The 24,986-nt window shown below is 64.6% G+C and carries 26 protein-coding genes; 13 read left to right on the top strand and 13 right to left on the bottom strand.

The genetic code is table 11. The features are described from left to right. Positions 1 to 4: 4 nt before the first annotated feature. From mltG to BT173_RS16425, 4 genes are read left to right on the top strand one after another with little or no spacing between them, the layout of a single operon-like run. Positions 5 to 994: an endolytic transglycosylase MltG gene (gene mltG, locus BT173_RS16440; protein ID WP_217651495.1), complete on the top strand. Its 990-nt coding sequence runs from the start codon at positions 5 to 7 to the stop codon at positions 992 to 994. Next, entirely contained in the window at positions 994 to 1,623 is a 630-nt protein-coding gene (gene tmk / locus BT173_RS16435) for a dTMP kinase (protein WP_072429763.1), read from the top strand. Before mltG ends, tmk begins: the two co-directional genes overlap by 1 nt. Beyond that, entirely contained in the window at positions 1,623 to 2,633 is a 1,011-nt protein-coding gene (gene holB, locus BT173_RS16430) for a DNA polymerase III subunit delta' (RefSeq protein ID WP_072429762.1), read from the top strand. The genes tmk and holB overlap by 1 nt, the downstream gene beginning before the upstream one ends. Positions 2,634 to 2,638: 5 nt before the next feature. Next, entirely contained in the window at positions 2,639 to 3,019 is a 381-nt protein-coding gene (locus BT173_RS16425) for a PilZ domain-containing protein (RefSeq protein ID WP_072429761.1), read from the top strand. 243 nt (positions 3,020 to 3,262) lie between these two features. Here the strand turns inward: BT173_RS16425 and BT173_RS16420 are convergent, their stop codons facing one another. The 13 genes from BT173_RS16420 to BT173_RS16360 all read right to left on the bottom strand — a co-directional run bounded on the left by BT173_RS16420 (position 3,263) and on the right by BT173_RS16360 (position 14,255). Continuing rightward, on the bottom strand, positions 3,263 to 3,730 hold the full coding sequence (locus tag BT173_RS16420) for a cupredoxin domain-containing protein (RefSeq protein WP_072429760.1): 468 nt from the start codon (positions 3,728 to 3,730) through the stop codon (positions 3,263 to 3,265). A gap of 28 nt (positions 3,731 to 3,758) precedes the next feature. Next, entirely contained in the window at positions 3,759 to 4,172 is a 414-nt protein-coding gene (locus BT173_RS16415) for a DUF411 domain-containing protein (RefSeq protein WP_072429759.1), read from the bottom strand. 15 nt (positions 4,173 to 4,187) lie between these two features. Further along, a complete protein-coding gene (locus BT173_RS16410) occupies positions 4,188 to 5,468 on the bottom strand; it encodes a multicopper oxidase family protein (protein WP_072429758.1) in 1,281 nt (426 codons plus the stop codon). A 22-nt stretch (positions 5,469 to 5,490) separates the two neighbouring features. Continuing rightward, complete coding sequence (locus tag BT173_RS16405; protein WP_139256205.1) at positions 5,491 to 6,756, bottom strand: TolC family protein; 1,266 nt, start codon at positions 6,754 to 6,756, stop codon at positions 5,491 to 5,493. Positions 6,757 to 6,842: 86 nt separating this feature from the next. Further along, positions 6,843 to 7,151: a hypothetical protein gene (locus BT173_RS16400; RefSeq protein WP_139256204.1), complete on the bottom strand. Its 309-nt coding sequence runs from the start codon at positions 7,149 to 7,151 to the stop codon at positions 6,843 to 6,845. A gap of 121 nt (positions 7,152 to 7,272) precedes the next feature. Then, positions 7,273 to 7,563, bottom strand: coding sequence for a SemiSWEET family sugar transporter (locus BT173_RS16395; protein WP_072429755.1), 291 nt, complete (start codon positions 7,561 to 7,563; stop codon positions 7,273 to 7,275). Beyond that, a complete protein-coding gene (locus BT173_RS16390) occupies positions 7,560 to 9,206 on the bottom strand; it encodes an ArnT family glycosyltransferase (protein ID WP_072429754.1) in 1,647 nt (548 codons plus the stop codon). Before BT173_RS16390 ends, BT173_RS16395 begins: the two co-directional genes overlap by 4 nt. A gap of 121 nt (positions 9,207 to 9,327) precedes the next feature. Further along, positions 9,328 to 9,588 (bottom strand): type B 50S ribosomal protein L31, encoded by a 261-nt coding sequence (locus BT173_RS16385; protein ID WP_072429753.1) that lies wholly within the window; start codon positions 9,586 to 9,588, stop codon positions 9,328 to 9,330. Positions 9,589 to 9,768: 180 nt separating this feature from the next. Beyond that, positions 9,769 to 11,019 carry a transcription termination factor Rho gene (gene rho, locus BT173_RS16380; RefSeq protein WP_072429752.1) on the bottom strand — a complete coding sequence of 417 codons (1,251 nt, stop codon included), beginning with the start codon at positions 11,017 to 11,019 and terminating at the stop codon, positions 9,769 to 9,771. Positions 11,020 to 11,248: 229 nt separating this feature from the next. Further along, complete coding sequence (trxA, locus tag BT173_RS16375) at positions 11,249 to 11,578, bottom strand: thioredoxin TrxA (protein ID WP_072429751.1); 330 nt, start codon at positions 11,576 to 11,578, stop codon at positions 11,249 to 11,251. Between the two features lie 119 nt (positions 11,579 to 11,697). Continuing rightward, on the bottom strand, positions 11,698 to 13,062 hold the full coding sequence (gene radA / locus BT173_RS16370; protein WP_072429750.1) for a DNA repair protein RadA: 1,365 nt from the start codon (positions 13,060 to 13,062) through the stop codon (positions 11,698 to 11,700). 3 nt (positions 13,063 to 13,065) lie between these two features. Next, positions 13,066 to 13,710 (bottom strand): histidine phosphatase family protein, encoded by a 645-nt coding sequence (locus BT173_RS16365; RefSeq protein ID WP_072429749.1) that lies wholly within the window; start codon positions 13,708 to 13,710, stop codon positions 13,066 to 13,068. A 2-nt stretch (positions 13,711 to 13,712) separates the two neighbouring features. Next, entirely contained in the window at positions 13,713 to 14,255 is a 543-nt protein-coding gene (locus BT173_RS16360) for a M15 family metallopeptidase (RefSeq protein WP_072429748.1), read from the bottom strand. Positions 14,256 to 14,340: 85 nt separating this feature from the next. On the opposite strand from BT173_RS16360, the gene BT173_RS16355 reads away from it, so the two are divergent. From BT173_RS16355 to BT173_RS16315, 9 genes are all read left to right on the top strand, one after another. Further along, complete coding sequence (locus BT173_RS16355) at positions 14,341 to 15,084, top strand: metallophosphoesterase family protein (protein WP_072429847.1); 744 nt, start codon at positions 14,341 to 14,343, stop codon at positions 15,082 to 15,084. Between the two features lie 2 nt (positions 15,085 to 15,086). Next, a complete protein-coding gene (locus tag BT173_RS16350) occupies positions 15,087 to 16,490 on the top strand; it encodes a bifunctional serine/threonine-protein kinase/universal stress protein (RefSeq protein WP_072429747.1) in 1,404 nt (467 codons plus the stop codon). Positions 16,491 to 16,633: 143 nt separating this feature from the next. Then, a complete protein-coding gene (locus BT173_RS16345) occupies positions 16,634 to 18,064 on the top strand; it encodes an aminotransferase-like domain-containing protein (RefSeq protein ID WP_072429746.1) in 1,431 nt (476 codons plus the stop codon). Between the two features lie 70 nt (positions 18,065 to 18,134). Beyond that, positions 18,135 to 19,712: a 23S rRNA pseudouridine(2605) synthase RluB gene (gene rluB, locus BT173_RS16340; RefSeq protein WP_084658763.1), complete on the top strand. Its 1,578-nt coding sequence runs from the start codon at positions 18,135 to 18,137 to the stop codon at positions 19,710 to 19,712. Positions 19,713 to 19,813: 101 nt separating this feature from the next. Beyond that, positions 19,814 to 20,281: a transcription elongation factor GreB gene (gene greB, locus BT173_RS16335; protein WP_308417591.1), complete on the top strand. Its 468-nt coding sequence runs from the start codon at positions 19,814 to 19,816 to the stop codon at positions 20,279 to 20,281. 157 nt (positions 20,282 to 20,438) lie between these two features. Then, entirely contained in the window at positions 20,439 to 21,845 is a 1,407-nt protein-coding gene (locus tag BT173_RS16330; RefSeq protein WP_072429744.1) for a mannose-1-phosphate guanylyltransferase/mannose-6-phosphate isomerase, read from the top strand. A gap of 74 nt (positions 21,846 to 21,919) precedes the next feature. After that, positions 21,920 to 23,299 carry a phosphohexomutase domain-containing protein gene (locus BT173_RS16325; RefSeq protein ID WP_072429743.1) on the top strand — a complete coding sequence of 460 codons (1,380 nt, stop codon included), beginning with the start codon at positions 21,920 to 21,922 and terminating at the stop codon, positions 23,297 to 23,299. A gap of 116 nt (positions 23,300 to 23,415) precedes the next feature. After that, a complete protein-coding gene (locus BT173_RS16320; protein WP_072429742.1) occupies positions 23,416 to 24,282 on the top strand; it encodes a 3',5'-nucleoside bisphosphate phosphatase in 867 nt (288 codons plus the stop codon). Positions 24,283 to 24,351: 69 nt separating this feature from the next. Beyond that, a complete protein-coding gene (locus tag BT173_RS16315; protein ID WP_072429741.1) occupies positions 24,352 to 24,981 on the top strand; it encodes an L-threonylcarbamoyladenylate synthase in 630 nt (209 codons plus the stop codon). Positions 24,982 to 24,986 lie beyond the last annotated feature (5 nt).

Raw genomic sequence — 24,986 nt, 5'->3', positions numbered from 1 at the left:
CCGCGTGCTGGGCTTTCTGCTGCTGATCCTGGTGCTGCTACTGGCTGCGGCCGGCGCCTATATCGGCCGTTATCTGAGCACACCCTTTCCACTTACCGATGCGCCACGCGCTTTCGAACTGAGCCGCGGCAGCACCATGCGCATGGCGGCCAATCAGCTGGCGGCCGAAGGTCTGGTCACCGAGCCCTGGCTGCTGACCCTGGTAGCGCGCGTGAATGGCTCGGCGGCGCGCATCAAGGCCGGCAGCTATGAGATCAGTACGCCGCTCACGCCCCTGCAGCTCTTGGCCAAGCTCACCGATGGCGATGTCTCCAGCGCCACGCTGACCTTGCTGGAAGGCTGGAACTGGCGCCAGGTCAAGGCTGCGCTTGCCCGTCACCCCGAGCTGCGCCACGACACGGGCAAGCTCAGCGATGCCGAGTTGCTGGCCCTGCTGGGTAGCGATGCCGCCAGCCCGGAAGGCCTGTTCTTCCCTGATACCTATCACTTTGCCAAGCAAAGCTCGGATATCCAGGTGCTCAAGCGTGCGCACCAGGCCATGCAAAAGCAGCTGGCTGCAGCCTGGGAGGCGCGTGCCGCCAATCTGCCGCTGAAGAGCCCGTATGAGGCGCTGACCCTGGCTTCCATCATCGAGAAGGAAACCGGCGCGGCCAAGGACAGGGCGATGATTGCCTCGGTATTCCATAACCGCATGCGCATCGGCATGCGCCTGCAAACCGACCCGACGGTCATCTACGGCCTGGGCGAGGCCTTTGACGGCAATCTGCGCAAGGTGCACCTGGAAACCGATACGCCCTACAACAGCTATACGCGCGGCGGTCTGCCGCCCACGCCGATTGCCATGCCCGGCATGGGTTCCTTGCTGGCTGCCACCAACCCGGCCCAGTCCAAGGCACTGTACTTCGTGGCCAAGGGCGACGGCAGCTCATATTTCTCCACTACGCTGACCGAGCACAACCAGGCGGTACGTCGCTACCTGCTGGGGGGCAAATAATGCAGCGCGGCCGCTTTATCTCGCTGGAAGGCCTGGATGGTGCGGGCAAGAGCACGCACTTAGCCTGGTTGACCGCGCATCTGCACGCACAGGGCATCGATCATCTGGTCAGCCGCGAGCCGGGCGGCACGCCGCTGGGCGAAAAGCTGCGCGCCTTGCTGCTGAGCGAGGAGATGGACCTGGAAACCGAGGCGCTGCTGATGTTTGCCGCCAGGCGCGAACACCTGGCCGGCCTGATCGAGCCGGCGCTGGCGCGCGGCCAGTGGGTGCTGTGTGATCGCTTCACCGATGCAACCTATGCCTACCAGGTGGGTGGGCGTGGACTGGCGCTCGATAAGTTCACCGCGCTGGAGCAATGGGTGCAGGGGCGCCCTGCGGGCCTGCTGCAGCCTGATCTGACCCTGCTGTTCGATGTGCCGCTGGCGGTCAGCCGCGCACGGCTGGCCAATGGGCGCGAGCTCGACCGCTTCGAGCGTGAGCAGGATGCCTTCTTCGAACGCGTGCGCAGTGCCTACCATGCGCGCGCCGCGGCCTCGCAGGGCCGCTTGCGCATCATCGATGCGGATAGGCCGCTGGCGGCGATCCAGGCCGAGCTGGCCGCCATCCTGGCCGAGCTGGAGTCCGCCTGATGCTGTATCCCTGGCAAGGCACGACCTGGCAGGCGCTGCGTGCACAGGATGCGCGTCAGCATCATGCGCTGCTGATCACCGGCGAGCCGGGCATCGGCAAGCTGGCCTTTGCGCGCCACCTGGCCAAATCGCTGTTGTGCGAGAGCACGAGCGACGCCAAGCCCTGTGAGGTATGCGCGGCCTGCCGCTGGGTGGAGGCGGGCAACCACCCCGATTACCGCGAGCTGACCCCGGTGGTGGAGGACGAGGAGGCCGACAGTGAGAGCAAGGCCAAGAAAAAGCCCTCGGCTTGGATCACCATCGACCAGGTGCGTGAACTCAATGACTTCGTACACCTGAGCGCCCACCGCGGCGGCCAGCGGGTAACCCTGGTACAGCCGGCCGAGGCACTGAACTTGGCCGCCGCGAATGCCTTGCTGAAGACGCTGGAAGAGCCGCCACCCGGCGCGATCTTCATCCTGATCAGCCATCAATGGCGTCGCCTGCTGCCCACCATACGCAGCCGCTGCCGCCAGCTGCCGATGCCGCTGCCCGAACGTGCGCAGGCCCTGGCCTGGCTGGAGGCGCAGGGTCTTGCTGATGCGGCCGCCCATCTGGCCGAGGCGGGCGGTGCACCACTGGCTGCGATTGAGCGTGCCGATGCCAGTGCACTGGCCCTGCGGCGCGCCCTGCTAGCCGAGCTAGCCGAGCCGCGCCAGCTTGATCCTCTTGCCCTCGCCGAGCGCTTGGACAAGCAGAAACTCGAGGTCGGCAAGGTCACCGATTGGCTCGCGCGCTGGGTTTATGATCTGGCGCGCTTGGGCCTGGCCGACTCTGTCCGTTATTATCCCGATGACATGAGCCGGCTGGCGCCCTTGGCGAGCGGGCTCGACCCGGTGCGTTTGATGCGCTATCACGATACGGTACTGGCCGCGAAGAAGCTGGCCAGCCATCCACTCAATGCCCGCCTGGTTTACGAACAACTGTTTTTTGCTTATCAGCAGGCCGTCAGGCCCATGCCAAAAGGTTGAACCCGATGTCTGAAGCGCCCAAACCCGCTGCTGCAGCCAGCGCCCCCCGTGCCGGTGGGGTGCTCTCGCTCAGCATCAAGGAAAAAGCCGGCCTGTTTGCCGCCTATATGCCCTTTATCAAGGGCGGTGGCATCTTTATTCCGACTGCCAAGGCCTACAGCCTGGGCGACGAAGTCTTCATGCTGCTGCAATTGCTGGAAGATCCGGCCCGTATCGCCGTGTCGGGCGTGGTGGTGTGGATCAGCCCGGCCGGTGGGCATGGCAACCGCACTCAGGGCATCGGTGTGCAATTCTCGGCCAATGAGGCCGGTACCCAGGCCCGCGCCAAGATCGAGGGCCTTTTGGGCGGTGCGCTGCAGTCCACGCGTACCACGCACACCATGTAGATCACGCCGCGTGCGCCAGAAACGACAATGCCAGCCCAAGGGCTGGCATTGTCGTTTCTGGCTGGGCTGCCTTATGGGCAGCAGGGCAGGCCGCAGCAGATGGCCATGCCACAGCAGCTGGCCGCATAGGCGAGGCTGGGCAGGCCGAGCAGGGCCAGAATACGCAAGGTGGTTTGCTGCATTGAAGAGGCTCCTTTCAAGTGCCCATGGCATTGGCCGGCATGGGCGTCCGGCCAGCAGGTCTTACTTGCTCAGCTTGACCTTGCTATGCATGCCAGCTTCGAAGTGGCCAGGAATCTGGCAGGCGAACAGCACATGCCCGGCCGGGATGGCCTTGCTGAACTTCCACACCAGGGTCTTGCTTTCCCCTGGTTCCAGCGTGACGGCGCTCGGGTCGTCGTCATGTTTCATATCGGGCATTTTCTTCATCATCAGGGCGTGGGCGCGCTGGCTGGCCGCGTCGCCGATGCTGAATTCATGGCGTACCTTGCCGCTATTGCGTACTTCGAAGCGCACGGTCTCGCCCTGCTTGATTTCGAACGGTTCATGGACGAAGCGCATCTGGTCATTGGCCTCGACGGTGATGGTGCGGCTGGCCTCAGCCGCCTTGCCCGGTTCGCCAAAGCTGTAAGCATGATGGCCGGCGTGCTGGCCACCGGCCAGGGCGCCGCTGCCCAGCATGAGGGCAGCGAGAGTGGGGATGAAGCGCATGGCAGTTCCTTTGTCTTGATTAGTTGGCTTAGAGAGTAAGGAAGGGCTTGCTGCTGCCATTCTTTTCCAGGGTGACGATGGACAGGCTGCCAGGCTGGGCTGGCCCCATGCCTGGCGAGCTGGCCGGCATGCCCGGTAGGGCGATACCCCGGATGGCCGGCTTATCGCGCAGCAGCTTGCGGATCGCTTCGGCCGGTACGTGGCCTTCCACGATATAGCCGGCGATCAGCAGGGTATGGCAGCTGGCTTTGTCGCCAGTCGGATGCTGCTGACGGATCTGGGCCAGCTGGGCGTCGCTGGCTACCACGCTATGGGCAATGCCCTGGGCTTTCAGATAGTCGGCATAGGCGCCGCAGCAGCCGCAAGTGGGGCTCTTGTACAGGGTGGCGGCCTGGGCGCTGAAGGCAAGCGCGCCAGCCAGTAGCAGGGTGAGGGCTTTCATAATGTTCTCCTTGGCTTAATCGATGATCCAGGACTGCGTGCCCTTGGGCTGCGCATACCAGCCCGGGTCGCTGTAATCACCGGCTTTCTGATCGGCACGTACTTTCAGCACCGTGAACATGCCACCCATCTCGATCGGCCCATATGGGCCTTCGCCGGTCATCATGGGCAGGGTATTGGCCGGCAGCGGCATCATGTCGCCCATATTGGCCATGTCCTGCATCTCGGCCATGCCATTGCTGCCCATGGCCATATAGTGCTGGCCGGGTAGCAGTCGCTCGATCTTGGCGGTGAGTTTCTGCTGGTCCACGCCCAACATATTCGGCACTGCATGCCCCATCGGCCCCATGGTGTGGTGCGATTTATGGCAGTGGAAGGCCCAGTCGCCCGGCGCATCGGCAATGAACTCGATCACCCGCATCTGGCCTACCGCCACATCAGTGGTGACTTCCGGCCATTGCGCGCTGGCCGGCACCCAGCCGCCATCGGTGCCGGTCACCTTGAAGATATGGCCATGCAGATGGATCGGGTGGTTGGTCATGGTCAGATTGCCGACCCGGATGCGCACCCGCTCGCCCTGGCGCGCCACCAGGGTCTGGATGGCAGGGAAGGTGCGTGAGTTGAAGGTCCACAGATTGAAGTCGGTCATGGTGGCCGTCTTGGCCGTCATGGTGTCCGGCTCGATATCGTAGGCCGAGAGCAGAAACGCATAGTCGCGGTCGACGCGCCGCTCATTCGGGTTTTTCGGGTGGACGATGAACATGCCCATCATGCCCAGCGCCATCTGCACCTGCTCGTCGGCATGCGGGTGGTACATGAAGGTGCCGGATTTGGTCAGCGTGAACTCGTATACGCCGGTCTTGCCGGGCGGAATCTGCGCCTGGTTCAGGCCACCCACACCATCCATGCCATTGGGCAGCAAGAGGCCGTGCCAGTGGATGGTGGTGTGCTCGGGCAGCTTGTTCTGCACATAGATGCGCACGCGGTCGCCTTCGATGGCCTCGATGGTCGGGCCGGGCGTGCTGCCGTTATAACCCCAGAACTTGGCCTTCATGCCGGGCGCCACTTCCTGCTCGATCGGCTCGGCCACCAGGCGGAACTCCTTCACTCCGTCTTGCAGGGTCCAGGCCAGGGATTGGCCATTCAGGGTCACCACCGGCGTGCGGCCGCCGCGCGCCACATCACTGGAAGGCAGGCCAAGCGCCTGCACTGCCTGTTCGGCGCCTTGTGCCTTGGGTAAGGCTGCCAGGGCCGCTACCGAGCCGGCCAGGCTGCTGAGAAAAGTACGTCTTTGCATACGGATATCCTTGCGCAGGCAATCAGTGATGGGCAGCTTGCGCTGGCTCGACCTTGTCGGCGGGCGGCTGCGGATGTCCATGCCGGTGCATGGTGTGCGGCATGGGCTGCATAGGGGCTGGGTTGGGGGCCGGGCCGGGGGCAGCGTCGGTTGTGGCTGGCACAGGCAGGCGCCCGCCCACGCTTTGCTCCAGAGCCAGCCAGGCCAGCCAGGCATCGCGCTGGGCCTCAATCAGCTGCTGCTGGGCTGCGAGTTCCGCCTGGCTGCTCTCCAGCAGCGCATCCACGCCACGCAGCATGCCGTTGTAGTGCTTGAGCATCTCGCTGCGCGCCGTGCGCCGCTCGGGCAGGATCCGGTCCTGAAGCAGCTGCCAGCGCTGCAGCGCCTGCAGATAGCGGCTACGGCGCTCGCTCAACTCGGCCTCGGCCTGCAGGATGCTGCGCTCGGCTTTCAGGCGCGCGGCCAGCTGGTTGTCGCGATGGCCGAGCGCATTGCGCCCATCCAGAAGCGGCAGGCTGAGCGGGCGCTGCTGGAGCGCGTTCTGCTCGCTGTCCGGCACGCGGCGCGCTTCGTCCAGCGCCTGGCGCAGCGCATGGCTTTTCAGACGTGCTTGGGCGAGCAGACTGGCCAACTCGGGTGCAGCGCGCGGCGGTGCCGCAAGTGGGCTCAGCTGCAGGGCGCTGCCAGGCGGCAGGCCCAGCGCCTGGCGCAGATGGCTGAGTGCGATCTGGGCCGCAGCGTGGCCGTCCTGCACGGCTAGCTCGGCTTCGGCCGCCTCGGCAGTCGTTTCCGCCTCATCCAGGCGTGCCAGCGTGCCCGCCGCACGCCGACTGCGCGCCAGCTCTACCTGGGCCTGGTGGGCGGTCTGCGCCTGATCGAGTAGGGGCAGCAGCGCCTGTGCGGCGGCAGCCTCTACCCAAGCCTGTTGCGCTGTGTGGGCGATGGCCTGAAGCTCGGCCAGTTGGCTGCTCCGGCTGCTGTCGAGGCGGGTATTCGCACTGGCCAATACCTGCCAGGCATCGAAGCGCGCGGGGTCAAGCAGGCCTGCAGCCAGCAGGGCGTTCGGCGTGCTACCCAGTTCGAGTAAGGCGAGGCGGGCGCTGGGGTGTTGCAGCAGTGCGAGCTGCGCAGCGCGCTCGGCATCGATCGGCTGCTGCAGTCGCGCCTGTACGGCAGCTTGGGCCGCGGCATCAAAGCGCGCCAGCGGCGGATAGTCGGGCGCGGCGGCAAGCACACAGGCGCCGCCCGCTGCCCATAGCCAAGGCAGGGCAAGGAGGGGGAGTTTCAAGATACCAGTCTCCGGTTCGGCCGCAGACAGCGGCCAACAACAAGGACAGCGCATGCCCAGGGGCAGGCGCAGCACGTGAGGGAAGACTAGATCAAACGGGGAGGCCGCTCAGGGAGTGGCAGGCTGGAGCTGTCGAAATTATCGGCCAGCAGGGGGCTGGGGCGGCAGAGCCGGCTATCGGCCTGCCCAAACAGCAGGCCCATCGGGGTCAGCTTCACGCATTGGCTCGCGCATTTGGCGCTGCAGTCACCGCCATTGCAGCAATCACTCTTGGCGGGCTTGCTGCTGACAGTCTTGCTGGCCATGGGGCTATGGCAGGGCTCTTCCATCTGCTGCACGGCTGGCTTCTTGATCAGCGGGCTGGGCGCAGCGGCGTGCGCGGGCAACAGCGTCATGATGGCGACGCAGATGGCCGGCAGAAGCCGCAGAAAGAGAGTGTAGAGCCCAGACATGGTGTGCAGTGTAGTCCCTATGCAGCAGCTCCGACCAGCAGCTTCGTCGCCAAGTTCCTGGCGCTTAGTGATTCTTTTGTACCGCTTGGCGACGCTGGCGCTCGAAGTAGAGCTTGAGCAGCAGGACTGCGCCGGCCAGCAGGCTGGTGATGATGTTGTACAGCACGACTGGTAGCGAGCCGATCATCAGGCCGTAGACCAGCCACAGTATGGTGCCGCTGACAAAGAGCAGATACATGCCGAGGGAAATATCGTCGGCACGGCGCGTGCGCCAGACCCGGATCACTTGGGGCAGGAAGGCGGCGGTGGTGCAAAAGCCGGCCAGCATGCCGACCAGGGTGGCGCTATCGCTCATACGACCGGCTTCCGGTACAGGTAATAGCGTTCGTTGCGATCGCCGGGGCGAGCCCCCTGCCAGACTTCCTGCCAGCCGGGCGGCGCCGATAGTGTCTCGCGCCCACCCTGGCGCAGCAGCCAGCGGCAGTCGCTATCGGGGTGGATCTCGCGTCTGCTGGTGTTCAGGCCCAGGTAGTAATGCAGGGCCGCGCGCTGATTGCTTTGCAGGTTCTCGCTGCTAACGCATTCATGCTTGGGTAGCTGGCCGGCCAGGCTGGCGGCAAAGTCGCGGTAGCTGGTGCGCGCATCCACCCAGCCGCTGGCAAAGGCGGTAGCCAGGCCCCAGCACAGTGTGATGCCGGCGGCCCAGTTGGTGACCGCCTGGCGGCCCATGGTGCGGCTGCGCGATACCGCCCACAGCCAGGCCGCCGTCATCAGTACCGCCAGGACCAGGGCGGGGATGGACAGACTGGCCTCGAAACTGGGCGCCAGCTCGCGGATGCGCTCGGACAGGCGCGCCGGGCTGCCCAGATGCATGGCGCTCCAGATCACCCAGATATACAGCGCCAGGAAGCCAAAGGTCAGCACGCCGAACCAGTTGATGAAGGACGCGGCACCGCGGCGCAACACATCGAGTCCTACCGCACCGATCAGCGCCAGTGGCGGCAAGAGCAGCAGCGCGTAACCCGCGCGGCCGCTATCGGACAGCAGCAGGCAGAGCAAGGTGAGGCCGCCGGCCAGCAGCGGCAGCTGGAAGCGCGGCTGATGCAGGCGGTCGCGCTGCATCCACAGCGTGGCGCCGGCCAGGAACCAGCTTGGCCAAGCAAACCAGGGTAGCAGGGACAGGTAGTAGCCAAATGGGTGCAGCGCGCGCAGCTGGGCAAAGCCACCGAAGAAACCGAGTGAGTAGATGTCATACCAGCTGGTGAAGGCAGCCGGCGCCACCTGGCGCAGGGTGAGCGGCCAGCTGGCGATCAGCGGCAGGGCAATCGCCATGGCGATAATCAGGGTTAGCGCATAGCGCTGGAAGCGCCAGTGGCGGAACAACAGTAGGCCGAGTGCCAGCACCAGCAGCAGGGCGGCCTCGGCCAGGCTGCCAGCCAAGCCGCAGACCGCCATCGCCACACCAAGCAGCACGCCGGCCGGGAAGGGAAGGCGCGGTGCGAGCGCCAGCGCATAGATGCCCCAGCCCCAGCCAGCCAGCACCGCCACATCGCCGCTGAGCGAGTGACCGGGCATCAACAGGCCCACGCAGCCAATCAGGATCAACACCGCGCTGCGCCCATGGCGCCGGCCAATCTGTTCGCGCGCAGCGAGGCCAACGCCCCATAGCGCGAGTGCCATCCAGGCGCCGGTAGCCAGCCGCGCACCTTCATGCAAGCTTAGGCCCAGCCACTGGCCCAGATAGGCAAAACCGGCCGCCACCCAGTAGAACAGCGGTGCGCGCTCCAGCCAGGGCTCGCCGGCCATTTGCGGCAGGCTCCAGCTGCCACCGTCAAGCAGATGGCGCACGATATCGCTGACGATGATCTCGTCTGGCTTGAGCGGCTCGCGCCCAAGCAGGCCAGGCAGCAGCCAGGCTAGGCAAAGCAGCAGGAGCAGCCAGGGCTTCTCGGTCGCAGGGGGTAGGTCTTGTTCGTGGGGCGGGGTGTAGGTGAGCATCGTGAGGGGCGGCTGGGCAATGCGCGGAGTCTAACAGGCGTGGGGCCGGGGTCGCATGGCCTGCGGCAGACACAACAAAAAAGGCAGCCTAGGCTGCCTTTTTCGCAAATACGCGCAGGAATTACTTCTTGCCGTACAGAGCAAACTTGTTCTTGAACTTCTCGATACGGCCAGCGGTATCGACGATCTTTTGCTTGCCGGTGTAGAAGGGATGCGATTCGGACGACACGTCCAGACGCACGACCGGGTATTCCTTGCCGTCGGTCCACTTCATCATTTCAGCACCGCGTGCCTTCATGGTGGTACGGGTCAGGAATTTGAAGTCAACGCTAGCGTCAAAGAAGATGACTTCGTTGTACTCGGGGTGAATGCCAGCTTTCATTTCGGGGGTCCCTTAGCTAAAGGTGGGCCTGGGTTGTGCAGCGCCCGTCTTACGTAGAAAAGTTCGCGATTATGCGTGAGAACGTCTTGATTGGGCAAGAAAAACCACGCGCGGCGCAAAGCAAAACCGGCCTGGGAACAGGCCGGTTGCAGGATCAGGTGAACAAGAACCTAACATCCATCAACGACGCATCGAATCGAAGAAGTCGTTATTGGTCTTGGTCTGCTTGATCTTATCGAACAGGAATTCCATCGCTTCGAGCTCGTCCATCGGATAGAGCAGCTTGCGCAGCACCCAGATCTTCTGCAGTTGCTCGGCGGGAATCAGTAACTCTTCACGGCGGGTACCGGAGCGGTTGACGTTGATGGCCGGGTAAATCCGCTTCTCAGCCATGCGGCGGTCGAGATGGATTTCCATATTGCCGGTGCCCTTGAATTCTTCGTAGATCACGTCATCCATGCGGCTGCCGGTATCGATCAGGGCGGTGGCGATGATGGTCAGCGAACCGCCTTCCTCGATATTGCGTGCCGCGCCGAAGAAGCGCTTGGGCTTTTGCAGGGCATTCGCATCCACACCGCCGGTCAGCACCTTGCCCGAGGCCGGGATCACGGTGTTGTAGGCGCGCGCCAGGCGAGTGATCGAGTCGAGCAGTACCACCACATCCTTCTTGTGCTCGACCAGGCGCTTGGCCTTTTCGATCACCATCTCGGCGACCTGCACATGGCGTGTGGCCGGTTCGTCGAAGGTCGAGGCGACCACTTCGCCGCGCACATTGCGGCTCATTTCGGTCACTTCCTCGGGGCGCTCGTCGATCAGCAGCACAATCAGCACCACATCGGGGTGATTGGCGGTGATCGCATGCGCGATGTTCTGCAGCATCACGGTCTTGCCCGACTTGGGCGGCGCAACCAGGAGGCCGCGCTGGCCTTTGCCGATCGGTGCGACCAGATCGATGATGCGGCCAGTGATGTTCTGTTCGGACTTGATGTCGCGCTCAAGCTGCAAACGCTTGGTCGGGAACAGCGGGGTCAGATTTTCGAACAGGATCTTGTTCTTGGCGGCTTCGGGCGGTTCGCCGTTGACCTTGTCCACCTTGACCAGCGCGAAGTAGCGCTCGCCATCCTTGGGGGTGCGGATCTCGCCTTCGACGGTGTCGCCGGTATGCAGGTTGAAGCGGCGGATTTGCGAGGGCGAGACGTAGATGTCGTCTGGGCCAGCCAGGTAGCTGGTATCGGGGCTGCGCAAAAAGCCGAAGCCATCGGGCAGCACTTCCATGGTGCCGTCGCCGAAGATGCTTTCGCCTTTTTTGGCCTGGCTCTTCAAAAGGGCGAAGATCAGGTCCTGCTTGCGCATCCGGTTTGCACCGTCAATATCGGTGGCCATATCGACCAGCTCGGATACGTGCTTGTGCTTTAGATCGGACAAATGCATGTGCGGATAGACTTTCCAGTCTGGGTGGAGGGATTTATTTAATCTGGGAGTACTGAGAGGCTCGGCAGGGCGCCGGTCATTGCCGGAAAGGAAACATCGGCAATCGCTGGATCTAGGTATGCGCGGAGCTTAGTTGCGCGTTTGCTGGCTGTCAACGAGCAGCAATATAAAAGCCGCGTGGCTGTCGTAGGGCAGGCACGCGGCTTCGGGTATTTCGCTGGGTGTCGACTCAGATATGGCTGTCGATGAAGGCGGTCAGTTGCGACTTGCTCAGCGCGCCGACCTTGGTGGCCACCACGGCGCCATCCTTGAAGATCATCAGGGTCGGGATGCCGCGGATGCCGTACTTGGGTGGGGTGGCCTGGTTTTCATCGATGTTCAGCTTGCTGACCTTGAGCTTGCCAGCATATTCATTCGCCACTTCGTCCAGGATCGGGGCGATCATCTTGCACGGACCGCACCACTCAGCCCAGTAGTCGACCAGCACCGGGCCTTCGGCCTTCAGTACGTCGTTATCAAAGCTGGCATCGCTTACGTGGTGAATCAGCTCGTTGCTCATTATTTCTCCAATCGATCTAGAACGCGCCGGGGCAACCGGCAGTACGGAGCGAATCGTAACCGAACATCCGCGCAACCGGAATGGATCGGGCGATTGAATGTTTAGATAGACGCGATAGCTCAGTCGCCACGCATGGCCGAGACGGCCTGCTCAAGCCGCTCCACCGCGGTGACCTTCATGCCTGGTATCGGGGTCTTGGGTGCATTGGCCTTGGGGATGATGGCGCAGGTAAAGCCGAGTTTGGCAGCTTCCTTCAGGCGTTCCTGGCCGCGCTGTACCGGGCGTACCTCACCCGCCAGCCCCACTTCGCCGAACACCACCAGCTTTTCGGGCAGGGCCTTGCCGCGCAGCGAGGACACGATGGCCAACAGTACGGCCAGGTCGGCCGCCGGCTCGGCAATGCGCACGCCACCCACGGCATTCAGGAAGACATCCTGGTCAAAGCAGGCCACGCCCGCATGCCGGTGCAGTACCGCCAGCAGCAGCGCGAGCCGGTTCTGTTCCAGACCCACGGCTAGGCGCTTGGGATTCGGCGCATGGGCCTCGTCCACCAGGGCCTGGATTTCGACCAGCAGGGGGCGGGTACCCTCTTGAGTGACCAGTACGCAGGCACCCGGCACCGGTTCACTGTGCTGGCTGAGGAAAAGTGCAGACGGGTTGCTGACCCCGCGCAAGCCCTTGTCGGTCATGGCGAACACGCCCAGCTCGTTTACTGCGCCGAAGCGGTTCTTCTGCGCGCGGATCAGGCGGAAGCTCGAATGGGTATCGCCCTCGAAATACAGCACTGCGTCGACGATATGTTCGAGCACGCGCGGGCCGGCCAGTGCGCCATCCTTGGTCACATGGCCGACCAGCAGGATGGTGGTGCCGCTCTGCTTGGCATAGCGGGTCAGCTGGGCCGAGCATTCGCGCACCTGGGCTACACTGCCCGGTGCCGATTGCAGCTGCTCGGAATACACGGTCTGGATCGAGTCGATGACCGCGATCTGCGGTTTTTCCTTGGCCAGGGTGGCGAGGATGGTTTCCAGATTGATCTCGGCTAGGAGGCGCACCGGCCCGGCTTCCAGGGCTAGACGGCGCGCGCGTAGCGCGATCTGCTGCGCCGACTCTTCGCCTGAGACATACAGCACCGGCTGTTGCTGGCCCAGGTGGCACAGCGCCTGCAAGAGCAGCGTGGATTTGCCGATGCCGGGGTCGCCGCCGATCAATACCACGGCGCCTCGCACCAAGCCGCCACCCAGCACGCGGTCGAGTTCCTCGCTGCCGGTCGGTGTGCGCGGCGCTTCGGCGGTGTCGACATCGGCCAGCGATTGCACGCCGCCGCCAGCGGCCAGCGCATGAAAGCGGCTGTTCGCCGTGCGCGGCTCGGGTGCCAGCGTCTCGCTCAGCGTGTTCCAGGCCTGGCAGTGCGGGCATTGGCCCTGCCATTTCGGGTTGATGCCGCCGCATTCGGCGCAGGTGTAGACGGTCTTTGCCTTGGCCATGGTCTACAGCTCGTCGATGGCGGCTTGTTCGAGGTGGCCGATATCACCCCAGCGCTCGATATGGAAACGGCCGTCGGCGAAGCGCAGCTGGTTCACGCTGGCATTGTGCAGCGGGTGCTGGCGTGCCTCGGACAGCGGCATATTCTGCGCGGCGCGGTAGGCACAATCGAGCACGCCGCCATGCGCGACCACGATGACCGCCTGGCCCGGGTGCTCGCGCGCGATGCTGGCCAGCGCGTCGAGCACGCGCTGATTGAACTGGTTGAGGCTCTCGCCCTCAGGCAGCACATAGGCCGGGTCGCGTTGCTGCCAGTGGCGGAACGCTTCCGGGTGCTCGGCAGCCATTTCTTCCGGGGTCAGCGTGGACAGCACGCCGTAGTGGCGTTCGCGTAAGCGTGCGTCGAGGCGTATCGGCAGTTTGATCGCCAGCGCGGTCGGCTCGGCTGTATGGCGCGCGCGGCTCAGATCGCTGCTGTACACGGCGCTGAACGACTGCTGGCCGTGCTGGCGGATCAGCTTCTCGGCCACTTTCTTGGCCTGCTGCACGCCGGTGGCGTTCAGCGGCACATCGGTATGGCCTTGGAAGCGACGTTCGGCATTCCAGGCGGTCTCGCCGTGGCGTATCAGCCAGAGTTGGGTATGGGGCATGGTCAGGCCGGGGTGGTGGCAGCCGGTGCATAGCACCAGTGCCAGGGTTCGTAAGCAATGCCGTAGGGGTTGTTGCGCGGGTAGCTGAGGCGAAAGCCAAAGCGCGCCGCATGCAAGAGCAGCCAGGCAAAGGCGGGGGTGTGTTCGAAACTTGGTTCCAGCGCCTCGCTATCGGGCGTGGTGATATCCAGCGCACGGCCGGTGTGGTGCTCGCTATGGCCGGGCGCGGCGCTCACGGTCAGGATGGCGTCGATACTCTGGCCTTGGGCCAGCTTGCGGCGGATCAGACCGGCCTGGTAGTCGACGCTGCGAAAGGCGGAGGCGAGCTGCAGCACCACGCCGTCGGCCAGCGCGGCCGCGTGCATGGCGCGCCAGGCGGCCGCCGTGGTCGGTTCGGCGAACTGGTCGCGCCCGAAGGCATCGAGGCCAAGCGGCACCAGCAGGCTGGCTTCGCTGCAGCAGGGCAGGGCCTGCAGCTGTGGGTGGTCGGCGCGGATGTCGAGTTCGGCGTGCAGGCGGGCGAGGCGCAGGGCGTAATCGGACATGGCGGGCGACCCGGGTTTGATAAAGGGCAACAGTGTAGGCGCGCCAGGCCTTATGCTGGAAGCCTGTTCTGTCGAATCTGCCGCCATGCTGCTTGCCCTCTTGACCGATCTTCATGCTAATCGCCAGGCCTTGAGCGCCTGCCTCGACGATGCGGCCGACTTCAGTCCCGATCGCTATGTGTTTCTGGGTGATTACGTCGGCTACGGGGCGGACCCGGAATGGGTACTCGATACTGTCATGCACTATGTGGAATGGGGCGCGATTGCGGTGCGAGGCAATCATGATGCGGCCACCGCGGGCACGCTGCGCCGCAGCATGCGGCCCGATGCCCAGGCGGTGATCGAATGGACGCGCCCGCGCCTCGCTTCGCATCAGCGCGATTTCCTGCACAGCCTGCCACTGACGGCCGAGCTCGAGCAGTGCTTCTTCGCCCATGCCAACCCCTGGCAGCCGGAGGAATGGGAGTATGTGCTGAGCCCGGCCGATGCCGCCCATGCGCTGGCGGCCGTACCGCATAAATTCATCTTCTGCGGCCATGCGCACGACCCGGCGCTGTACAACCTGTCCAGCATGGGCAAGCTGGGCCACTACCTGCCGGTGCCTGGGCAGGCGATTCCGCTGGCGGGGCCGCGGCGCTGGCTGGCGATTCCCGGTTCGGCCGGCCAGCCGCGCGATGGCAATCCGGCCGCCGCCTATGCGCTATTCGATACCGACAGCCAGAGCCTGACTTTCCGGCGCGTGCCTTACGACAATGCGGGCGCTGCCGCGGCGGTGCGTGCCGCCGGCCTGCCCGAGCCGCTGGCACGTCGTCTGGAAACGGCGGGCTGAGCATGGCGCGTCTGGATTTCCAGCCTGGCCAGCAGATCGACGGCTTTACCCTGCAGGAAAAACTGGCCGATGGTGGCATGGCCACCATCTGGGCGGTCAGCCATGCGCATTTTCGCGGCGAGATGGTGATGAAGCTGCCGCGTCTGCGCGGTGAGGATGATCCGACCGCCATCGTCGGCTTCGAGACCGAGCAGATGATCCTGCCACGCCTGCATGGCCCGCATGTACCCGCATTTGTCGCCAGCGGTGACTTCACCGCCCAGCCTTATCTGGTCATGGAGCGGGTGGGCGGTGCATCGCTGCGTGCGCGGCTGGATGACTTGCCGCTGAGCGTTGAGGTGGTGGCCAGCATTGGCGCGCGGGTGGCCGAGGCGCTGCACGATCTGCACCGCCAGCAGGTCATCCACCTCGATATCAAGCCGAGCAATATCCTGTTCCGCCCCGATGGCACGGCGGTGCTGGTGGACTTTGGCCTGGCACGCCACGACCGCCTGCCTGATCTGCTGGCCGAGGAATTCCGCCTGCCGCTCGGCACCGCGCCCTATATGTCGCCCGAGCAGGTCTTGCATGATCGCAATGAGCCACGCTCCGATCTGTTTGCCCTGGGCGTGATGCTTTACTACCTGCTGACCGGTGTGCGCCCATTTGGCTTCCCCACCAGCCAGGCTGGGGTGCGCAAGCGCCTGTGGCGTGATCCCACGCCGCCGCGCGCGCTGCGTGCCGACTGTCCGCCCTGGCTGCAGCAGATCATCCTGCGCTGTTTGGCGGTGGACCCGGCACAACGCTTTGCCACTGCGGCCGAGCTGGCCCTGGTGCTGCGCCACCCCGACCAGTTACCGCTTACCGCGCTGGCCGACAAGCGCGAGGCCGACGCACTCTGGCCGGTGTTCAAGCGCTGGCTGCGCGCACTGGGGCGCGAGCCGGTCGCCCAGCACAGTGCGGCCGAACGGCTCGACCGTGCGCCCATCGTGATGGTGGCGGTGGATGTGTCGCCTGGGCAGGAGGCGCTGAATGAATCGCTGCTGCGCTCGGTGCGGCTGTTGATGAGTGTGGCGGGCGAGGCGCGCCTGGCCTGCGTGAGCGTGCTGAAGACCCAGCGCATCGGCATCGATTTCAATGAGGACGAGGCGGGGCGCAATTTGCGCGTGAAGCGCATGGTCAGTGTGCGTCATTGGGCCAAGCCCTTGGCCCTGCCCGAGGCACGCATCACCTTCCATGTGCTGGCGGCGCCCGACCCGGCCAGCGCCCTGGTCGAGTTCGCGCGCCAGAATCAGGTCGACCACCTGATCATGGGTGCACGTGAAAGCTCGGCGCTGCGCCGGCATCTGGGCAGCGTATCCGCCCAGGTAGTGGCCGAATCGCCATGCAGCGTGACCGTGGTACGGCGGCGCGAGCAGGCGCATTAGGGCAGCACTGAGCGACCTGGTTCAGCAGGCCGATCCGAGCGGCTAAGCGATACGGGTAATCGGCGTTGCTGTCTGCGCCTATCCGGCAGACAATCGCCAGACAGTCCGGACAGTTTGTGCCGGTACACGCCGGAGAGCCCGCCATGACGCCCCTAGTCGTTGACCATGCCGCCGCCCGCCCGCTGGTCGAGCAGATTGTTGAGCAGTTCATCGCCCGCATCGGCGACAAGAGCTTGCGCGCGGGCAGTCGCCTGCCCTCGATCCGCCGCTTTGCCGCCGAATACCATGTGTCCAAGTTCACCGTGGTGGAGGCCTACGACCGCCTGGTGGCGCTCGGCTATGTGCAGTCGCGCCGCGGTGCTGGCTTCTTCGTTGCCTCGCGCATGGAGGCCAGCTCGCATTTATCGCCACGCCGCGAGCCGCCGTTACGCCGCTGTGTGGATAGTCTGTGGCTGCTGCGGCATGACGCGCTGACCTCGGATGCGAATCTGCTGCGCCCCGGCTGCGGCTGGCTGCCGGCCGACTGGATGCCGCAGGCCGAGCTGGAAAAAGCGCTGCGTGACCTGACCCGCCGCCCGAATGCCCGACTGACTTCCTACGGCGAGCCGTTTGGTTACCGACCGCTGCGCCAGCAGTTGTGTGTGCGGCTGGCCGAGCTGGAGATCGAGGCACAACCCGAGCAGATCGTACTAACCGCGGGCGCCATGCAGGCGCTTGACCTGATCGCGCGCTATCTGGTCGATGAGGGCGATGTGGTGCTGGTCGATGAGCCGGGCTTCTTCAATCTGTTTGCCAACCAGAAACTGAACGGCGCGCGCCTCTTGGGCGTGCCGCGCACGCCGAACGGCCCGGATGTGGCGGTGCTCGAGCAGTTGCTGGCTGAGCATCAGCCCAAGCTCTTCATCACCAATAGTGTGCTGCACAACCCGACCGGCACCAGCCTCAATCGCGCCAATGCCTTCCGGATCCTGCAATTGGCCGAGAAATACGATCTGACCATTGTCGAGGACGATATCTTCAGCGACTTCCAGACCGGCCCTGGCGAGCGGCTGGCGGCGCTCGATCAGCTGAACCGGGTCATCTATATCGGCAGTTTTTCCAAGACCCTGTCGGCCAATCTGCGCGTCGGCTATATCGTGGCCGACCCGCGCCGCGCGCAGGATCTGTGCGATCTGAAGCTGCTGACCTCGCTATCCACCTCGGAAGTGGCGGAGCGCGTCATGCATGCGATGCTGACCGAAGGCGCCTATCGCAAGCATATGGAACGCGTGAAGACCCGCCTCAAGCAGGTCAGCGACGCCGTGCTGCCGCGCCTGGAAAACATGGGTTACACGCTATGGGCGCAGCCCAGCGGCGGCATGTTCTGCTATGCGCGCCTGCCCGGCGTGATGGACACCGCGCCGCTCGCCCAGGCCGCGGTGGAAGAGGGACTGATGCTGGCGCCGGGCTCGTTATTTTGCCCGCGTGGCGAGACCACGGCCTGGTTGCGTTTCAATCTGGCGCATATGGATAACCCACGTGTTTGGGACTGGCTGGCACGTGCTGCGGCTGTAGAGCCGGCCAAAGCGCTATAATCGCCTCATTCGAATCAATTTATTGGCAACGGCGGTGCCCGCACCGCCGTTTGTCATTGGAGTATCGCCCATGGCCCCGCCCCGTAAACCCGCCCCGAAATCGCCTGCCAGCTACACCGGCAATGCCCCCGCCCCACGTGGGGCTGGCCGCGGCCGCCCCCAGCCTGGCGGCCCTGCCGGGCGCGATGAATCGCGCGGACGCTTCACCGAAGAAGGCGGCCGCGGTCGCGGCAATGCCGCGCCGACCGGCCGTGGCGCACGCGGTCAGACCAGTGCTGGCCCGGATGGCCGTTATGGTCAGGAGCCGCGCGCCCCGCGCGCTGCGGCCGGCGACACCCGCTACGAACAGGGTGGGCGCGACACGCGCCGTGCTCCGGTGGACGGTAATCGCGCCGCGCCTGCCGGCGGCCCGCGTGGCCGCAACCCGGAAGGCGCACCAGCGCGTGGTCCGCGCGGCGGTCAGTCGGAAGGCCGCTATGGCGAGCAGCCGCGCGATACGCGTCGTGGCCCCGTCGATGGGAATCGCGCCGCACCGACCGGCCCGCGCGGCGAAGGGCGTGCGCGTGCGCAGGGGGATGCCCCGGCCGGCCGCAAGCCGCAGTTTGAACAACATGTGATGGGTGGACGTGCGTTTGGCAGTGTGGAAGAACGCCAGCGCAAACGCTATGGCGAAGAGGGGGGCGATGCCGCCAACCGTGGCGAGCGCGTAGCACGCCAACCTCGCCCCCAGCTGGATGCCGATGCGCGCCGTGAGCAGCGCAAGGCGAATGCGGTGCAAGCCGCCCCGGTGGTCGAGCGCGCCAAGAAGCTGCGCCTGCGCCGTGGTAGCGAGAAACAGGAAGCCGATGCGCAGCAGCTGCGCGAGAAGCGTGTGGACGTCAAATACATTGGCGACCTGCGCATCCAGAAGGCGCTGGCCCTGTCCGGCGTAGGTTCGCGCCGCGATTGCGACGAATGGGTCAGCCATGGCCGCGTGTCCATCAATGGCAAGCTGGCCGAGCCCGGCTCGCGCGTGAGCCCGGGTGATCAGGTGCGTTTTGATGGCAAGCCGGTTGATATCAAATGGCCGGACCGCCTGCCGCGTATCCTCATGTATCACAAGCAGGAAGGCGAGCTGGTCAGCCGCGATGATCCGGAAGGTCGTACCACGGTGTTCGACCGCCTCCCCAAAGTGCAATCTTCGGCCTGGGTGGCCATCGGTCGTCTTGACTACAACACCTCGGGCCTGCTGATCTTCACCACCTCGGGCGATCTGGCCAACCGCATGATGCACCCGAGCTTCGAAGTGGAGCGCGAGTACGCGGTGCGCGTGTTGGGCAGCCTGACTGAGGAACAGCGCCAGCAGATGCTGGATGGCATCGAGCTCGAAGACGGCATGGCCAGCTTCCAGACCATGCAGGACCAGGGCGGCGAAGGCATGAACCACTGGTATCGCGTCATCCTCAAGGAAGGCCGCAACCGCGAAGTGCGCCGCATGTTCGAGCACTTCGGCCTGACCGTCTCGCGCCTGATGCGCGTGCGCTTCGGCATGCTCAATCTGCCTGGGCGCCTCAAGCGCGGCCAGTATTACGAGTTGGATGAGCGTGAAGTGCTGTCGGTGCTCAAATGGGCCGGCCTGAACATGACCGGCCGCACGCCCGACCGCTGAGCGACCCCGCCATGAACAAGGCATTCACCCGCGAGAGCGAGGCCGACGAGGACGAGGCGCTACCCGAGCACCTGCAGCTACCGAGTTCGACCAAGAACTATATGACCCCAGGCGGCTGGGAGCGCATGCGCGCCGAGCTGCACGACTTGGTCAGCAAGGAGCGCCCGGCGCTGACCCAGATGATCAACTGGGCGGCCGGCAATGGCGACCGTTCGGAAAACGGCGACTACATCTATGGCAAGAAGCGCCTGCGCGAGATAGACCGGCGCATCCGCTTTCTGACCAAGCGCATGGAAAATGCCGAAGTGGTCGACCCGGCCATGCGCGAGGCGACTGATCAGGTGTTTTTCTCTGCCACGGTCACCGTCTTGCGTGGCAATGGCGAGGAGCAGACCGTCAGCATCGTCGGCGTGGACGAACTTGATCTCGATAAGGGTCATATCAGCTGGATCTCACCGCTGGCGCGCTGCCTGCTGAAGGCGCGCGAAGGTGATGTGGTGCTGCTGCGCGGCCCGGCCGGCGAGGAAGAAATCGAGATTCTGGCGGTGATGTATGTGGACTTGGGCTAAAAGGCCGCATATCGACCGGTAAAAAGCCCGCCAGGCAGGCAAGCGCGCCAAGACGTGCTAAAAAGCGCCCCAAGACAGCGGAGCGCAGCTTGCCGAAGCGCCTCAGGTCGCGCCAGTAGCGCCTCCCTGCCAATGAACAATAAGTTGGAGGAAGTCGATGTCCCTGGTTCCCTTGATCCTGTGCGGCGGTAGCGGTTCACGCCTGTGGCCGCTATCGCGCGCTGCCTACCCCAAGCAATTCCTGGCCCTGACCGGCGAAGCTTCGCTGCTGCAGCAGACCATTGCGCGCATTCCTGCCGGTGCGGCGGCGCCCATTGTGGTGACCAATGCCGAGCACCGTTTCATGGTGGCCGAGCAATGCCGGGCCATCGCCTGTCAGCCCGCGCATGTGGTGCTGGAGCCGGTGGCGCGCAATACCGCCCCGGCGATTGCCGCCGGTGCACTGCTGGCCTTGCAGGCCGACCCCGACGCTGTGCTGCTGGTGCTGGCCAGCGATCATGTAATTCAGAATCCCGACGCCTTCCATCACTGCATCGAGCAGGCGCTACCGGCTGCACACAGCGGCAAGCTGGTGACTTTTGGCATCGTGCCCGATGCGCCGCATACCGGTTATGGCTACATCCAGCGCGGCGCGGCCAGCCCCGATGGTCTGCACGCGATCCAGCGTTTCATCGAAAAGCCGGACGCCGCGCGGGCGCAGGCCATGCTGGATGCGGGCGGACATTTCTGGAACAGCGGCATGTTCCTGTTCCGTGCCGATGCCTTCTTGGCCGAGCTCGGGCGCCTGCAGCCACAGATGCTGGCGCAGATTCAAGCGGCGGTGGCGGGCGCCGAGCGGGACCTCGACTTCACCCGTCTGGCACCGGCGGCCTTTGCAGCCTGCCCGAGCGATTCGATCGACTATGCGGTGATGGAGCACACCCAGCTGGGTGAAGTGGTGGCAGCTGATATCGGCTGGAGTGATATCGGTTCCTGGTCGGCCTTGGCCGATATTCTGGAACGTGACGCCAATGGCAATGCGCTGCTTGGCGATGTCCTGCAGCAGGACAGTCACGATTGCCTGGTGCATGCCAATCACCGCTTGGTGGCCGCTGTTGGCGTGCAGGATCTGGTGATCGTTGAAACAGCCGATGCGGTGCTGGTCGCACACAAGGATCAGGCCCAGTCAGTAAAGAAGATCGTCGAGCATCTGCAGGCGGCTGGGCGTAGCGAATGCAGTACCCATCGCAAAGTCTATCGGCCCTGGGGCAGTTATGAGGGCATTGATGCGGGTGGGCGCTTCCAGGTCAAACGCATCGAGGTCAAGCCGGGCGCCTCGCTCTCGCTGCAGATGCATTACCACCGTGCCGAGCATTGGATTGTGGTGCGCGGTACGGCCAGGGTGACCTGTGGCGAGCAGGTCAGCCTGCTGAGCGAGAACCAGTCTACCTATATACCGCTTGGCACCACGCACCGGCTGGAAAACCCAGGCAAGCTGATGCTGGAACTGATCGAAGTGCAGTCGGGCGCCTACTTGGGCGAGGACGATATCGTGCGCTTTGAAGATAGCTACGGCCGGCACTGAAGCGCCGACCAGCGGGGACTGATGAACATGCATCCGCCGCATTTGCTCCCTCTTTGATCGAGACATTGCCTGCCATGAGCCAAACCCTGAGCTGTTTCAAGGCCTACGATATCCGCGGCCGTCTTGGCGACGAGCTGAATGAAGACATTGCCTACCGTATTGGCCGCGCCTATGCCGCCGAGCTGCAGCCCAGTCGCGTGGTGCTGGGCTGCGATGTGCGCTTGAGCAGCGAGAGCCTGAAGGCGGCGTTGGCACGCGGTCTGATGGATGGCGGTGCGGACGTGATCGATATCGGCATGACCGGTACCGAGGAAGTCTATTTCGCGGCCTTTCATCTGGATGTGGATGGCGGCATCGAGGTGACGGCCAGCCATAATCCGATGGATTACAACGGCATGAAGCTGGTGCGGCGCGGTGCGCAGCCGATCAGCGGCGACAGCGGTCTGTTGGCGATACGGGCGCGCGCCGAGCGTGGCGACTTCCCCGCCGCCTCGCGGCAAGGCAGGCTAAGCCAGCAATCGATCCTGGCCGACTATGTTCAGCACCTGCTTGGCTATATCGACTGCGCGGCCTTGCGCCCCTTGCGCTTGGTGGTGAATGCCGGCAACGGTGCAGCTGGCCATGTGATTGATGTGCTGGAAGCCGAATTCGCCCGGCGTGGGGTGCCGGTAGCGTTCATCAAGGTCCATCACGAGCCGGATGGGCATTTTCCGCATGGTATTCCCAACCCTTTGCTGCCAGAGAACCGCGCCGACACGGCCGCCGCAGTGCGTGCACACGGCGCCGATATGGGCATTGCCTGGGATGGCGATTTCGACCGCTGCTTCCTGTTTGACGAGACGGGCGAGTTCATCGAGGGCTATTACATCGTTGGCCTGCTGGCGCAAGCCTTCCTGCATCGTCAGCCGGGCAGCAAGATCATCCACGACCCGCGCCTGACCTGGAACACGATGGAAGTGGTCGAGGCGGCCGGCGGCACGCCGGTGCTGTGCAAGACCGGCCATGCCTTCATCAAGGAGCGTATGCGGCTGGAGGACGCGGTATATGGTGGCGAGATGAGCGCCCATCATTACTTCCGCGATTTTGCCTACTGCGATAGCGGCATGATTCCCTGGCTATTGGTGGCGCAGCTGCTGTCCATCAAGGCGGCGCCGCTGTCCAGCCTGGTGGCCGAACGCATCGCGCGCTATCCGTCCTCGGGCGAGATCAATCGGCGTCTGGCCGATGCCAAGACGGCCATTGCGCGCATCGAAGCCCACTATGCGCCGTTGGCTCTGCAGGTGGACCGTACCGATGGCATCAGCATCGCCTTCGCCGACTGGCGTTTCAATCTGCGCTCTTCGAATACCGAGCCGGTGGTGAGGTTGAATGTCGAGTCTCGCGCCGATCAAGCACTGATGCAGGCCAAGACCGCTGAGATTCTGGCCATGCTGGGCGGCGAGGCCGCGCACTAAGCCGCGAGATCGGCGCGCTGGCCAGTCGCTTTGCGGTAAGCGGCCAGCCAGGTGCCGGCCTTAGCCCGCGGGCCCATGGGGTGGCTCTGATACACTGCCGTATTGGAGGATTCATCATGTTGCCCGTCGATCTGCACGCCCATTCCAATGTCTCTGACGGCATGCTGCCACCGCGCGAAGTGGTGGCGCGTGCGTATGCGCGCGGCTGTCAGCTGTTTGCGCTGACTGATCATGATGATCTGCGCGGCCTGGCCGCGGCGGCAGATGAGGCGCGGCGCTTGGGCATGCGCTTTTTGCCGGGGGTGGAAATTTCGGTCAGCTGGCGCAAGCACACACTGCATATCGTCGGCCTGGGTTTCGACCCGGCGAATGCGGTGCTGCAAGCCGGACTGGCCAGCGTGCGCCTGGGACGGGATGAGCGGGCGGTGCGCATGGATGCGGCGCTGGCCGCAGTCGGGGTGGGTGGCGTGCTGGAAGGCGCGCGCAAGTTCGCCGACAACCCCGAGATGATCGGGCGTGCACACTTTGCCCGGCATCTGATCGAACGCGGCCTGGCCAAGGATATGAAGGGTGTATTCAAGAAGTATCTGGCGCGCGGCAAGCCCGGCTATGTGGCCCATCAGTGGGCGACTCTGGCCGATGCAGTCGGCTGGATACGTGCGGCGGGTGGCGTGGCCGTCATCGCCCACCCGGGCCGCTATGAATTTGGTCGGCAGACCATGGGCGAGTTGATCGAGGAGTTCAAGGCAGCGGGCGGCGAGGGCATCGAGGTGGTCTCGGGTAGCCACCATCCGGCCGACTTCGAGCGCTACGCGCGACTGGCTGAAGCGCATGGCCTGCTGGCCTCGGCGGGCTCCGACTACCATGCGACCGGGGAGGGCGCGCGCGAGCCGGGCATCCTGCCCGATATGCCGCCCGGTCCGCAGCCGGTCTGGCAGCGCTGGCATGCTGATATTGGCGTAACGCTGCCTGCCGCGGCTTAAGCGCTTTGGACCGGACGTAGCTGCCGTTTGCTTGTCGCACGCCCCTGATGCACTGCACAATTCGCACCCATGGCCCACTATCTCGCAATCCATCCCGACAACCCGCAGCCGCGCATTATCAAGCAGGCGGTGGACATCATCCGCAAGGGCGGTGTCATCGTCTATCCGACCGAATCCTGCTTTGCGCTCGGCTGCCACCTCGGCGACAAGGATGCGCTGGAGCGTATTCGGCGTATTCGCCAAGTCGATGACAAGCACCACTTCACCCTGGTCTGTCGCGATCTGTCGGAACTGGCCACCTATGCCAAGGTCGATAACCGCCAGTACCGCTATCTGAAGAGCGCGATGCCCGGCGCCTACACGGTGATTCTGCAGGCGACGCGCGAGGTGCCGCGTCGGGTTGCCCATGCCAAGCGGGCGACCATCGGTCTGCGCGTGCCGAACAATGTCGTCGCGCAGGCGCTGCTAGAAGAGCTGGGCGAGCCGCTGCTGTCGTCCACCCTGTTGCTGCCGGGCGAGGAATGGCCGCCGACCGATGGCTGGGAAATCAGCGAGCGGCTCGAGCACGAGGTAGATGCCGTGCTGGACGCCGGCTTGTGCGGCACCGCCGTCACCACGGTGATCGATCTGACCGATGCCGACCCGGTGCTGATCCGCCCGGGTGCGGGCGATCTGGCCGTGTTTGGCCTCAGTGAATAATCGAG

The organism is Chitinimonas taiwanensis DSM 18899 (assembly GCF_900119825.1).
Lineage (GTDB): Bacteria > Pseudomonadota > Gammaproteobacteria > Burkholderiales > Chitinimonadaceae > Chitinimonas > Chitinimonas taiwanensis.
The sequence above is the reverse complement of the archived record's forward strand: the minus strand, read 5'-3'. Positions and strand labels throughout refer to the sequence as shown.